The following is a 12,105-nucleotide window of genomic DNA, read 5'->3' as shown; positions in this document are numbered from 1 at the left end:
TGAAGGGAATGACTTTCCTAAGCAGAGGGATCACTTGTTTTTTCTCATCCCCGGATGCTGATGTAAAAGTGATTGCAAGAGGCTTTCCTGATTTTTCTAACAGTAAATGCGATGTCACGCCTTTACCTTTGTAGCCATAATCAACTTGCTCTCCTCCTCCGCATCCGCTGGAAAAAAAAACCATCTACAGAGAGTCTCTGGGCATCAATACACCCCAGCTGTTGGCAAGCTTAAGCAGCTCTTCTAAAAATTGATCTAAAAATCCAGCAGATTGCATTCTTCCAAGCCATGCGTGTGCTGTTGAGGAATGAGAAAACTCCTTGTTTCTAGGTGCATCTTTCCAAGGAGCTCCTTGTCCGAAGCACCCAGAAAATAGTATTCACTACAGGTCTCCATGGCGCTAATTTTCTTCCATAATGGTTACGATTTACCCATTTTTCCATTTGAGGTTCGAGTATTTTAAACTGTTCTTCATTTAATCCTTGCTTGCTCATGTCATCTGTCTTTAGTTAAAAAATAAAAAGATCAGGTGTCATAGCGAAAATTTATATTCAATTCAAGATAGGTTCATTGTGTATACTAATCTTATTTCAAATTAAGAATTTATAAAGATTCATTTTTTAATAAGGAGGATTATTACCTGTTTGAGAATGTGAGTGATGCATAAAATTATTCCCATTTTTAAATTAAAAAAATCAGTCCCTATTGCTATTCAAATGGGAAATATAAGTAAAGTTTTAGAATTTAGATAGGTTCTATCAACAACCAACTTACTACTGAACCAAAATCCAAAGCAATACCGGTTGAGATACTAAAGCTGACTCCTGGTGTTCTTCCACTTACGCGTAAGAATCCTAAAAGGTTCAGAGAACTCTGCCTATTAACAGTCAAAAAAATACGAGTATTTGCTGTAACGGTGCTATTCAGCACTGTAGCTGTCCCAGCTGATAGAGTAACAACTCCCATTCTGGCGTTACTGCCCTCTTTAATTAAAAAGCCCGCACCTAGTTCTGAAATGGCAACCCCTGAAATAGAGGCACTACTATTTAGTATAGTAGCGACTTGCCTTAGAGTGTTTGTTATATTAGATGTCACCTGAAAAGAAATATTTGTTCCATTACTAGTGGTTGTCCAATTCTCATTTGCCTTCATGAGAAGAGACCCCATTGATGCAGCAGCAAAACCAGTGCCATTATAGCCCCTTACTCCCCATTCTGCCAGAATATCACCTCTTTGATTAGCTGTAGGGGCTAATACAGTTCCTCTTGCTGTGAGATGAATCAAATTCGATGCATTAGTAGCACTACTTCCTACATAGGATGTTTGTACAAGATCGCATTCTGTAGAGGTGGTTGGCATAACAAATTCCGCAGTAGATCCTAATAGAAATTGTGTAGCTGTTCCTATTCCCAGAAAAGGAGAGATAACCAAACTATTTGGAGGCGCTGTAGTTCCGGCTACGGTGCCAAAAGCTGCTGACCCATTGCAATCTAAAGTATTAATCCCTAGAAAATTATTAGAATTCCCTAAAGTTAAAGAGGTTAAATTTGAAGAGGCCGAAATATTTATTGCGTTTGTTATTGTTACCATTTTACATTCTTTATTTACCTATTATCTAAGATATTTAGTCCCAAAGTGTGATGGTAATTTTAAAACTTTTTGGTTCTTTTTGCCAATTTTCTTGGCCGTGAGAAGATGGCCATAGCCTTTTTTAAGATCTCTCTATCCTGTTTCCTATCTGCTAATTCTTTACGAAGGTGATACATCTCTTCATTGCAGGGTTTGATCTTGCCTGATCCAGGAAAGATCTTTTCTCCTTGCTCTTTAAATTCTTGAATCCACCTAAGCTAAAGTTCCCATAGGAACTTCAGAATCACGGGATATCGATTTTTTTTTGCTTTCTCATAAGAACCTCTTTAATAAATTTGTTTTAATTTATTCGGGTTCTTTGTGTCCCATTTATTGTAGCAAGATCATCTAAGGAGCTGGCTCAACTAATAGCCATGCAATACTCGAAGTATCCCCCATAGCAATAGAGGCGATGGTAAAACTAACCCCCGGTATTACTAATGCCACAAACACCTCTCCAAGAGCTAAACCAGAAGGATTGTTATTTGTAAGAAAAATACGCGTGTTAAGAGTCACTGTATTATTAGCTACTGTAACACTAGAAGGAGCTAAAAAAAGGGGCACTAATCTAGCTATTCCCATCCGAGCATTTGCTCCTTCTTTGATCATAAAACCTGATCCGGCCCTAGTAATCGCTAATCCGGAAATAGAAGCACTTGTACTAAGAGCACGAACAATCTCAGATGGAGTTGTTGAATTAGGAGGAGTTATTTGAAAACTAATTGCCGTCCCGTTAGCATTCGTTGTCCATGTTTCATTTGCCAACATGGTGATAGAAGCTTTGGAGGTTGTTACAAAATCAGTGCCGTTATACCCTCTTATTCCCCATATTCCCAATGCATCTCCCATCTGATTAGCCGTAGGCGCTAGCGCTGTGCCTCGTGCTGTAAAATGAATAAGGTTTGATCCGTTGGCAGATCCTGACCCTGCATAAGTTGTTTGTACAATGTTGCATTCAGATGAAGTGGTTGGCATGAAAAATTCTGCAGTAGATCCACTTAGGAATTGTGTTGCAGTTCTAACCCCTAAAAAACCACTGCCTACTAATCCATTTATAGGAGCTGCCATTCCTGCAAAAGTTCCAAAAGCCCCAGATCCTTTGCAATCTAATGAGTTAGCCCCAAGAAAGTTATTTGCATTTCCTAGCGTTAAAGAAGGAACAGAAGAAGAAACAGGTGTATTGGTTACATTTGCTATCTTTGGCATTTTAGGTACATCTAGCCTTATTTATTATGTTTCTTAAGGAGCAGGTTCTATCATTAACCAAGCAACAGAAACAGCAGCGGTTAGCAGGTTAGATGAAATAGTAAAACTAACCCCAGGTATTCGTGCTAATATAGTTAATTGTCCTACGTTTATCCCTATTCCGCTATTTGTTAAAAAAATCCGTGTGTTTGCTGTAACCGTATTATTCAACACGATAGCTATGCCTGCAACCAACATAACTATCCCCATCCGAGCATTCAAACCCTCCTTAACTAATAACCCTGATCCTAAATCAGTGATGGCAAGACCTGTATTTGTCGTATTTGTATTGATGATACGAGCTATTTCTCCAAGAGTTGTAGTCCCGTTTTTCGTCACAGAAAAAGTGATTGCCGTCCCGTTATTTGTAGCAGTCCAAGCCTGGGTGGTTATCATAGAAATGGTTGCTTTAGAGGTAGTGGTAAAAGCAGATCCTGTATAACCTCTTGCTCCCCATACTCCTAAAAGATCTCCGCTTTGGTTAGCTGTTGGTGTTAACGCTGTTCCCCTTGCTGTGTACTGCAATAAACTTGACGCATTAGTAGCGTTGCTTCCTACATAGGATGTCTGTGTAACATCACACTCAACAGCTGGCGACGTTCCCACAAATTCTGCTGTAGATCCTGTTAAGAACTGAGTAGCTGTTCCCACTCCTAAAAACCCACTAACAATGATTCCATTAGTAGGAGCAGCCGTTCCTGCAAAAGTCCCAAATGCACCAGACCCTTCGCAATCCAGGGTATTAGTTCCAAAAAAATTATTTCCACTTCCCAGCGTCATTGCTGGTATGCTAGAAGATGCTGGTATATTGATCGCGTTTGCTGTTTTTACCATGTTAGTTAGTGCTATTACCCATTCATACTTCTGTAGTCGCTAGTTATTAAAAAAATTAACTCAAAATTTATACCACGATAATGTTTCCAATACTGTTTATTACGTTCCAAATCGTGGCAAAACCTGGAACTATGCAAACGGCACGAATGCTATCTAATTGGTTTGTAGAAGTAAGAGATCCTCCAGTTCCAACTGAGGTTGTTGAAGAACCAAAGAAGATCTCTTGACCCGCATTTTGGTTGATTTTCCATCCAGCTGTACCTGCATTTCCATTACCTGTTATGTAAAATGTATCCCCGATAGCTGCTGTAGCAGGAAGATTGAAGACAACTTGGGCTGCATTGTTAGCAATATAACCGGTATTTGTCGCTATTGTTTGGGTTGTCCCTGTAACATTGACCCAAGTGATTCCACTATTTGTGACCGTTAGAGAAACCGTTCCGCCTAAAGAAACAGGACTACCGGTTACAGTAACACCACTTCCTGTGATTGTAATAGGAGGTGCTGTTAGAGTAAGAGTCCCTGCTCCTTGAGTTTGTGTAAGGCCTCCAGATAGTGTTAAAGTTGAAAAAGCTGCGGGACTACCCGTTGTTCCAATAAGTACTTGGCCATTTGTTCCCGCTGGAATACTTCCAATAGGGCCCGACCCATTCCCAATTAGGATGCTATTTGTAGGAAAAGTAGAATTACCGGTACCGCCATTTGTTACACTTAGAACGCCAGTGAAGCTATTAATGTTAGTTCCAGAAAAATTAACCTCAAAATTAGGGTTCCCATTAACACCATTGGGATTAGTAATGGTAACCGTGCTTCCTGTCGAAGTAAGAGTTCGACCAAAGAAAACACCAGTGGAATTGTTATAAGCAACAATTCCAGTCTGGTTTAAATTGATAGCATTTGCCATTTGTTTCCCTTTTTGTTATATTATAATTTATAAACAAATTCACTATTTTATATATTGAGCTTACTGTTAGTAATATTAAGAGTTTTATGTAATACCAAAATTCCCAGTAAAAGATATAGCTACCCATTTTATATTTGCTTGACTGCATACAAGGTAAAGAGTGTCACCAGAATTTAAAGAAGTAATTGTTCCGCCGAATGTTGTTTGTATGGCTCCCAGACATACTTGTTGAGTTGGTGCCATATTAAGCATCCACCCGTTATTCTCTGTTTCAGCCGTTACTATGAATAACACATCTCCAAAAGCTGATGAAGCAGGCAGCTTATATAGAGTGGATCCAGAAAAATTATCCATATAACCTGTGTTCACTGACATTTGAATGGGAGATGAAGTTACATCTACCCAAGTAATTCCTTTAGTGTCAGGCGTAAAAAAGGCTAGTGTATTCGTTACAGAATTACCAATAACAGCAATGTTTCCCCCACCTAAATTAATATTACCGTTTGCAATTGATAGCATTTGCCATTTGTTTCTCTTTTTATTATGTTTTAATTTATAAACAACTTCACTATTTCATATAGTGAGCCTACTGTTAATAATCTTAAGAGTCTTATGTACTACCAAAATTCCCAGTAAAAGATATGGCTACCCATCTTATATTTGCTTGACTGCATACAAGGTAAAGAGTATCACCAGGATTTAAAGAAGTAATTGCTCCGCCGAATGTTGTTTGTGTGGCTCCGAGATATACTTGTTGAGTTGGTGCCATATTGAGCACCCATCCGTTATTCTCTGTTCCAGCCGTTACTATGAATAACACATCTCCAAAAGCTGATGAAGCAGGCAGCTTATATAGAGTGGATCCAGAAAAATTATCCATATAACCTGTGTTCACTGACATTTGAATGGGAGATGAAGTTACATCTACCCAAGTAATTCCTTTAATGTCAGGCGTAAAAAAGGCTAGTGTATTCGTTGCAGAATTGCCAATAACAGCAATGTTTCCCCCACCTAAATTAATGTTACCGTTTGCATCAGGAGAAATAGCTCCGCCACTGGTTAATCCTGTCAAGGTGATAGTACCAAATTGACTAGGAGGAAAAGGATCACAGCTAAATGCCATTTTTTACTCTTCTGTAAAGAAGCTAGGAAAAATTCATTAAAATAGAGTTACTAAACCAGCTTTGCGGAGTAGATAGTAATTTAATGTTCAACACTCGATGCTAGAGATCATTAGTTTTTTATATTTTATTTTTTATCTCATATAAAGTTAAAATATCTACATATATTTTATATTAAAGTATTACAAATAAACAAAACAATAACTGGTTGTAATATTAAATAATGATAAGGGGATTATGAAAATTGAAATGCTTAAAACAAGAAAAATGGATGTCCTTTAATCTTAAGATAAGCGTTCGATAAAACGTCTTAAAAAAAGTATTTTTAGGAGATTTGAGTAATAAATGACTGGTTAGAATAAGCGCTTTACTTAACTCTAAAAGGAGCAAATTTATTTTGCTCTTTTTAGATTTCCCTACTTTGATTTCAAATTAAGAATTGCATAACTGGGTTTTTTTGAAAAAACTGCTCTATCTTGCAAGAAGATGTTATCTTTTGTATAAAAATGTTAATATATTCAAACTCTTAATTTGAATGTAAACGGGTATACTAGAAACTTAGAGAAAACCTGACGAAAGGTCCATGTAGAGTAAGGTCTGATCCCTCTGAAGGAGAAGCTAGCGTGCTAAACCAGTTCATACGCATTTGACGCGACCAAATTTGTGTTTCCCATCCCAAGGTCAACTCTAGTTCAGAACTGCGTGAAGTGCACCACCATTTTGAAAGTGCTATTTGTAATAGCATAGAGGAAAAAAGGCGTAATTTGTGATCTTTTAAAGATATCTGTGTAGAAGATGAAGAACAACCAAGCAAATCTCCATAATCGGTATGCCCTTTAAAAGAACCTAATAAACAGGAAAATCCACCTCTTGCAAAGAGACTAATCCGATAAGGGAAAACCATCCTAAATTCGGCTCCTAATTCTGGACCGACACCTGATACTCGACTTATCCCTTTTACACTTTGAGGAGGTCTAAGCGAGGTTCTAGGTTTAAAAAATGTGTAATGCACATCAACCTTTTGTTTGATGGTACATCCTTGAACCCCGAAAAAAGGCTCTATGATAAAAGATTTACCGATCATTAACCCTTTTTTGAATAAGACATCGAATATTTGCATTTTCAATTCCCATTTACCAGAAAGATGGGACACTTGTTGGTTCACTGGAGAAAAATAGGTAGGAGCAACTAAATTCGCAAAAATGTTCCCGGTTGGATCATCAGAGGTAACTCTCGAAGGATCTGCTCGAAAATAGGTACAAGAACCACTTAGCAACCAATAGTCATAAGTAGGAATGTTAAGAGTTACTCGAATTCCAGGATTATAGCTGAAATCTTGTTCAATATCATGAGACGGTGGTGGAATCAAACGAAAGTTGGTTTCTCCATATTTAAGCGTATCTTCTATTGCTCTAAAGAGTAAGTAATCAACGACTATGTTTTGTTGTGTTTCTGGGTTTTTTACGAGTAATACATCGCAACACTCTTCTAAATGTCCATGGAACTCCCCTGCATTCGTCATTATAGGAATAGCACACAGATTAAGTATAAAATATTTCAAATGCTTATAGAGAAATAATGACTGCAACTTTTTTTCCTTTACGATTCAATATAGTTAGTTTGTTTGCATAAGCTGCTTTATTGACTATTATCGGTCAAGCATCCACTTGCTAAAGAAAATGGAATTGTATTTGTCATTGAGCACCGTTATATTTATACTTAATAGAAACATATGTATAAAAAAAATACAACAATGTATTAAAAAAATCACTTAACACGTTAAATGAACACGTTTGTATACACTTAAGAGAGCAATAAATGACACGCCAATCCTATTTAATTTTATTGCCACATGGAAGAAATTTGCGCCCCTTGCAAGACAAATTTTACGAAATAGGTGGGTTCTATAACGGAATTGGTTACGTGTTTCCTTTTCAAAAAGAACAAACCCTCAAGCAAATTATTAAACATCTTCCGGATATTAAAATTCGAAAAATCGATTTAGAAGACGATCATACCTTTGATTCTATCCGACAAGCTCACAATGCTTCTTATTTTAGAGACAAACTATTCACATTAGATCATAAGATCTTATCCATTATTCATACCTATCAACTCGATGAATTATCAGAGATTAGCGTGGAAAGTTTACAACTACCGCCGGAGCAAAAAACGCAGTTTCTAGAGCTTATCCAAGAAAAAGAAAAATTGAAGAGAGCTTTAGAATGGGCTGAGGGTATGGAAAAAACACTATCTTCCCAAAAATTGATTTCTTTTCAAATGAAATTCATTAGCGAACAATCCGTTAATTTTCTCTTAAAAGAAGCCCCGAAAATGCCTCGACTAATCAACTATATGGAAGGATCATATGTCAAAGCTTTTATTAGAAAAGGAATCGTTGGAATGTTAGTGGGATCAGGCGGTGTTGGAAAAACGCATGCTCTAGCACAACTCGCTATTTCTATAACGACAGGAATACCCTGGCTTGGAAAATATCCAGTTGAAAAAACAGGCTATGTTTTCATGGGAATGGGAGAAAATTCAGAAGAAGACATCCATCGGTTACTCAGGAAGACGGTAAAAAAACTGTTTCGAGAACAGACTTCTTTTTTTGATAAAAACCCTCTTTTAGAAGCCAGTACAAGACTAGCGGTGGCTTCTTTCAACGGATTAGATTCTTCTTTTATTTACAAAGGAAAGCCGACGCAGGCTTACGAACTATTGTTACAAGAACTAAAAGAAAAAGAACCGAAAGAGGGATGGTCTTGTATTATTTTAGATCCCATATCCCGATTTTTAGGAGCAGATGCTGAAACAGACAACGCTTCAGCTACGCGATTTATTGCTCTTTTAGAAAGACTAACACTCGAACTTGAAGGTCATCCAACCGTTTTATTCGGTCACCACATGAGCAAAAACGCTCAGGCAGCTCGAAATACAGACCAGGGAGCGGCAAGAGGTTCTAGCGCCATTACAGACGGGGTGAGGTGGCAAGCTAATTTAGAAAAGATACGTAAAACGCTTAACTCTGAAGAAGAGGAGTATGAATTGGATCAAATTATCCTGCGCTATGTTAAATCTAACTTCACTGCTATTTTACCCTCTTTAAGATTAAAAAAAGATGAAGATGGAATTTTATTTGCTCAAGATCCAAACCAATCAATCTTTAAAAAAAGATGAAAGAAAAAACACAACCCTCTAAAGAAGTTGTAATGGACTCTTGTTCTGCGGATAAAGACTTCTTTCCAGAAGAAGATTGGGGGAATATCAATGCAGAACAAGTCTTGAGTTTCACAACAGAAGATGTAAAAACCCTTCGTCAATTCCCTTTTATTGATCAAGCCCTTGTTGAAGATTTTTTTAAAAAATTAAAAAAACCTCAAGAGAGAGATTTAAAATGGAAAGACTTTCTTAAATCAAACCCATCTAAAAAACAAAAAGAAGAATGGTTAGAGAAAAACGCTAAATGCAAATCTATTGAAGAATCGATTAAAGAGCTTAACTTTCTAAAGTACATCACTGAAAACCGCACACAAATTATTCAATGGTTAGAAAGCGAAGAAAAAAGTAATACCTTTAAAAAATCAGGTCATCTCGTCGATCAACAGCTCAAATATCTCAAATCTACAGAAGACCCACTACACATCTTTTCACTTATTGAAAATATAGAACTGAAAAATAACATCACACAAAATAAAGAAATACAAGAACAAACCATTCAAGTAGGAATTCACCTTACCGCAGCTGAAGACCGTCTTGTAAACGCTCTTTGTCGATTATTACATGAAAAAAGTCAAATATTCAATCCTAGTCAATCTAATTACTATACGGGGAACTCCTCTTATACGATTGCTGATTACGGGAAAAAAGAAGAAAAGATACCTAGTTTGATATTAGAGCCTCATGAACTTTATCAAGCTTATTTAGAAAAAGTGGACTTTAGCGGAAAAGAAATAAGTAACATAGAGGATATCCTTGAAAAAGCACAAAATGCAAGGCACTTGATTATCTACGAGTGGAGAACGAAAAATAAGACAGGTAGAATCGTAGTAGATCGCATAGAACAATATCAACCTTTATTCCTGGTTGATCGTATCTTTTCAAGCATGAGTGAAGAGGAAGCTGATTTAGTCGCACACGGTGATACTGAAGTAAGAAGAAAGAAGGGGAAGTTTTTAATTAAATTCAATCCTTTATTTATTCATCAAATCGAATCGAAATACGTTTTATATCCTAAAGATATTCACCAACGCATGGCCAAAGCAGCGGGTGGAGACCCTAGAAAAGTTACCTCCGCCATGAATTCATTAAGAGATTTTTGTCTAAGAGCTTTAAGCAATAAACAAAAAAAAATAGAGCTTAATCAAGACACGCTTCCTCTTCTGTTAAAGCTAGAAAATTACATCAAATCCGGACGTAAAAAAGAAATTCTTAAAAAAGTTACAGATTCTTTTCAGGTTTGCAAAAACATTGGTCTAATCGACAGATGGGAAGAAAAAGCAGGTACAAATAATCAAACAAAATATGTCATCTATCTCAATCCTGGATTCCTGGGAAACAATTATACTCAAATATCTTAAGAAATAAGATTTACAGGTTGGGAAATACATAGATTTTTTCCAAATACTTAATTATAATCGCATCCATGTGTCGTTTAGAGAGCATTCTTATTAAAAAACAAATTTTTATAAATTCTTAATTTCAAACAGGGAAATTATCAAGCTGCGGTTAGAAGCTTTCAAGAAGCAGAGAAAACAGGTACTGATCCCAAACAATAAAACCCATTTGTGTATTATCCAGTTGGTCTCAATAATCTTGGCAATTTAGCAACTGCCGTTAAGAACTCACGAGAATCTTCGATTTCTTCGTCTGAAATTTCCTCTATATTTAATAAAGCCGTCCCTATTTCGCTATCGATTCGATTTCTTTCTCTTTGAGTCATCGAGTAGAGACAGCTGCTCCTTTAGCAGCCCCTACCAGCTGACCTTTATAGGCTGCATCAGCAACTCTAGCCGATACTTCTGCTCTTTGTGGAGAGTTGTACTGATAATTTTCAAAATTGAGGTTCTCTATTTCTTCTCGTTCTTTATCTGTTAACGCAAGACAAGTATCTCCAATGAGTAAATCTTGTTGGTCTGTTCGCACTCCTTCGGGAAGGCAAGTTCTTATTGTTTGTAAAATCATTTAAACTAAGCTCCTTTAAGATCGATATTTTTTAAAAAAATAGATGGCTATCGCTGTGATGACAAATATTGATACATAGCGTGGCATAAAAAAAAACAGCTAGCAGCCGTAGCAACAGCAGCAGAAACTTCGTATTTATCTCGCTTCCCAAAAATCTTTTCGACTTTTTCTGATGGAGTCAACTTATCCCACTCCTTTCTATGTTGAGCAAGCGCAGCTTTGTTGTGGCCATTGATGATCCAAAGATCAATATGTCTTGTGTCTAGATATTTTGGTTCTTTTCGATACAGATCGTGGAGCTCTTGTTTGCAGAAAGAAAGGACGAGCCACTCTTCCTCATTTTCTTGTTCGTTTTGGGGATTGTATCTCCGATCTGCATATTCCTTGGCTTTGGCTTTGCGAAATTCAGGATCGCTGTAGAGCTCTATATATTTTTTCTCTAGTCGAGTTCCCCAGCTCATTAAATCCCATTCTGAATAACCCAAAACCTCTTGCTTGATTTCTGCAAAAGGCCTGGGCTTATCTGCAAAAACTATTCTCTTTGTTCGCTCATAATCTGCATCTGCAAACTCTCTTGGCATATTGAGCGGTAGGTTAATCCAGGCGGATTAGAATCGATAACCCATGCGATCAGCTATTGCACACATACGCTCTTTTAGGGGGACAGGTTGACTTGAAGACTCCACTTGATCTTCTTCATTCCCTCCGTTAGGGGGGACTACTTGCCCTTCTTCAAAATCTATCTCGGGATAGAAAGAAAAACTTGTAGATGGTGTGGCGGGGGAAATACTCATAAAGGTCCTCTTAAGCGTGAAATAAAAAATCCTGTAGTAAAGATGCAGGTTGCTATTGTTTTTCGAGGAATGATAAAAAAAGCATCAAGTTAAAGTAAAGATTTTTCTGTCATAGATTTCTCAAAGGAACGAAATTCAGCGACTGTGGGCCATGTACTGTATACGAAGATAGAGGAAATATTACTTATGTACTTCGTGAATACGATCCTCAATGGAAGGATTCATTCATTCTTCATCTATTATGATGCATTTTTTGAAATTACCAGACCCAAGAAAGACGCGCAATCAACTATGATAGCCTTCATGATATTATCAGCACATCTATGCATCATGTCGTAAAGATTATTTATTAGATCTGGTAGGTGCAAAGGAAATTCTTCATGCGTAAGCCCTG

Annotated in this window: 15 protein-coding genes; 2 read left to right on the top strand and 13 right to left on the bottom strand. The window is 37.1% G+C overall.

Going from position 1 to position 12,105, the window contains the following annotated elements:
• From RHOW815_RS03980 to RHOW815_RS03940, 9 genes are all read right to left on the bottom strand, one after another.
• Positions 1–184 (bottom strand): hypothetical protein (locus RHOW815_RS03980; RefSeq protein ID WP_350339771.1); only part of this gene is annotated, 184 nt, incomplete at its 3' end.
• 142 nt (positions 185–326) lie between these two features.
• Positions 327–494 (bottom strand): transposase, encoded by a 168-nt coding sequence (locus tag RHOW815_RS03975; protein WP_215217055.1) that lies wholly within the window; start codon positions 492–494, stop codon positions 327–329.
• 250 nt (positions 495–744) lie between these two features.
• The gene (locus tag RHOW815_RS03970; protein WP_215217054.1) at positions 745–1,590 is read right to left on the bottom strand and encodes a hypothetical protein; all 846 of its coding nucleotides are present in this window, start codon (positions 1,588–1,590) and stop codon (positions 745–747) included.
• A 387-nt stretch (positions 1,591–1,977) separates the two neighbouring features.
• The gene (locus tag RHOW815_RS03965; protein ID WP_215217053.1) at positions 1,978–2,835 is read right to left on the bottom strand and encodes a hypothetical protein; all 858 of its coding nucleotides are present in this window, start codon (positions 2,833–2,835) and stop codon (positions 1,978–1,980) included.
• Positions 2,836–2,868: 33 nt separating this feature from the next.
• Positions 2,869–3,708 (bottom strand): hypothetical protein, encoded by an 840-nt coding sequence (locus RHOW815_RS03960; RefSeq protein ID WP_215217052.1) that lies wholly within the window; start codon positions 3,706–3,708, stop codon positions 2,869–2,871.
• A 67-nt stretch (positions 3,709–3,775) separates the two neighbouring features.
• Positions 3,776–4,612 (bottom strand): hypothetical protein, encoded by an 837-nt coding sequence (locus tag RHOW815_RS03955; protein WP_215217051.1) that lies wholly within the window; start codon positions 4,610–4,612, stop codon positions 3,776–3,778.
• Between the two features lie 84 nt (positions 4,613–4,696).
• Positions 4,697–5,131, bottom strand: a complete 435-nt coding sequence (locus tag RHOW815_RS03950; RefSeq protein WP_215217050.1) for a hypothetical protein — start codon at positions 5,129–5,131, stop codon at positions 4,697–4,699.
• 91 nt (positions 5,132–5,222) lie between these two features.
• Positions 5,223–5,735, bottom strand: coding sequence for a hypothetical protein (locus RHOW815_RS03945; protein WP_215217049.1), 513 nt, complete (start codon positions 5,733–5,735; stop codon positions 5,223–5,225).
• 548 nt (positions 5,736–6,283) lie between these two features.
• On the bottom strand, positions 6,284–7,294 hold the full coding sequence (locus tag RHOW815_RS03940) for an Lpg1974 family pore-forming outer membrane protein (protein ID WP_215217048.1): 1,011 nt from the start codon (positions 7,292–7,294) through the stop codon (positions 6,284–6,286).
• Positions 7,295–7,551: 257 nt separating this feature from the next.
• Here RHOW815_RS03940 and RHOW815_RS03935 point away from each other — a divergent pair, with 257 nt between their 5' ends.
• Entirely contained in the window at positions 7,552–8,913 is a 1,362-nt protein-coding gene (locus tag RHOW815_RS03935; RefSeq protein WP_215217047.1) for an AAA family ATPase, read from the top strand.
• Complete coding sequence (locus tag RHOW815_RS03930; RefSeq protein WP_215217046.1) at positions 8,910–10,313, top strand: hypothetical protein; 1,404 nt, start codon at positions 8,910–8,912, stop codon at positions 10,311–10,313. Before RHOW815_RS03935 ends, RHOW815_RS03930 begins: the two co-directional genes overlap by 4 nt.
• Positions 10,314–10,525: 212 nt before the next feature.
• Here the strand turns inward: RHOW815_RS03930 and RHOW815_RS03925 are convergent, their stop codons facing one another.
• From RHOW815_RS03925 to RHOW815_RS03910, 4 genes are read right to left on the bottom strand one after another with little or no spacing between them, the layout of a single operon-like run.
• Positions 10,526–10,675, bottom strand: coding sequence for a hypothetical protein (locus RHOW815_RS03925; RefSeq protein ID WP_215217045.1), 150 nt, complete (start codon positions 10,673–10,675; stop codon positions 10,526–10,528).
• On the bottom strand, positions 10,672–10,917 hold the full coding sequence (locus RHOW815_RS03920) for a hypothetical protein (protein WP_215217044.1): 246 nt from the start codon (positions 10,915–10,917) through the stop codon (positions 10,672–10,674). The genes RHOW815_RS03925 and RHOW815_RS03920 overlap by 4 nt, the downstream gene beginning before the upstream one ends.
• 47 nt (positions 10,918–10,964) lie before the next feature.
• The gene (locus RHOW815_RS03915) at positions 10,965–11,498 is read right to left on the bottom strand and encodes a hypothetical protein (RefSeq protein WP_215217043.1); all 534 of its coding nucleotides are present in this window, start codon (positions 11,496–11,498) and stop codon (positions 10,965–10,967) included.
• Positions 11,499–11,525: 27 nt separating this feature from the next.
• Entirely contained in the window at positions 11,526–11,711 is a 186-nt protein-coding gene (locus tag RHOW815_RS03910; RefSeq protein WP_215217042.1) for a hypothetical protein, read from the bottom strand.
• Positions 11,712–12,105: the final 394 nt, after the last annotated feature.

It is taken from the genome of Candidatus Rhabdochlamydia sp. W815, assembly GCF_018642185.1.
Lineage (GTDB): Bacteria > Chlamydiota > Chlamydiia > Chlamydiales > Rhabdochlamydiaceae > Rhabdochlamydia > Rhabdochlamydia oedothoracis.
The sequence above is the reverse complement of the archived record's forward strand: the minus strand, read 5'-3'. Positions and strand labels throughout refer to the sequence as shown.

What these genes read in the sequence shown, in the direction of transcription:
- RHOW815_RS03975 (WP_215217055.1), bottom strand. Translation starts at nt 494, where the DNA reads ATGAGCAAGCAAGGATTAAATGAAGAACAGTTTAAAATACTCGAACCT.
- RHOW815_RS03970 (WP_215217054.1), bottom strand. Translation starts at nt 1,590, where the DNA reads ATGGTAACAATAACAAACGCAATAAATATTTCGGCCTCTTCAAATTTA.
- RHOW815_RS03965 (WP_215217053.1), bottom strand. Translation starts at nt 2,835, where the DNA reads ATGCCAAAGATAGCAAATGTAACCAATACACCTGTTTCTTCTTCTGTT.
- RHOW815_RS03960 (WP_215217052.1), bottom strand. Translation starts at nt 3,708, where the DNA reads ATGGTAAAAACAGCAAACGCGATCAATATACCAGCATCTTCTAGCATA.
- RHOW815_RS03955 (WP_215217051.1), bottom strand. Translation starts at nt 4,612, where the DNA reads ATGGCAAATGCTATCAATTTAAACCAGACTGGAATTGTTGCTTATAAC.
- RHOW815_RS03950 (WP_215217050.1), bottom strand. Translation starts at nt 5,131, where the DNA reads ATGCTATCAATTGCAAACGGTAATATTAATTTAGGTGGGGGAAACATT.
- RHOW815_RS03945 (WP_215217049.1), bottom strand. Translation starts at nt 5,735, where the DNA reads ATGGCATTTAGCTGTGATCCTTTTCCTCCTAGTCAATTTGGTACTATC.
- RHOW815_RS03935 (WP_215217047.1), top strand. Translation starts at nt 7,552, where the DNA reads ATGACACGCCAATCCTATTTAATTTTATTGCCACATGGAAGAAATTTG.
- RHOW815_RS03930 (WP_215217046.1), top strand. Translation starts at nt 8,910, where the DNA reads ATGAAAGAAAAAACACAACCCTCTAAAGAAGTTGTAATGGACTCTTGT.
- RHOW815_RS03925 (WP_215217045.1), bottom strand. Translation starts at nt 10,675, where the DNA reads ATGACTCAAAGAGAAAGAAATCGAATCGATAGCGAAATAGGGACGGCT.
- RHOW815_RS03920 (WP_215217044.1), bottom strand. Translation starts at nt 10,917, where the DNA reads ATGATTTTACAAACAATAAGAACTTGCCTTCCCGAAGGAGTGCGAACA.
- RHOW815_RS03915 (WP_215217043.1), bottom strand. Translation starts at nt 11,498, where the DNA reads ATGCCAAGAGAGTTTGCAGATGCAGATTATGAGCGAACAAAGAGAATA.
- RHOW815_RS03910 (WP_215217042.1), bottom strand. Translation starts at nt 11,711, where the DNA reads ATGAGTATTTCCCCCGCCACACCATCTACAAGTTTTTCTTTCTATCCC.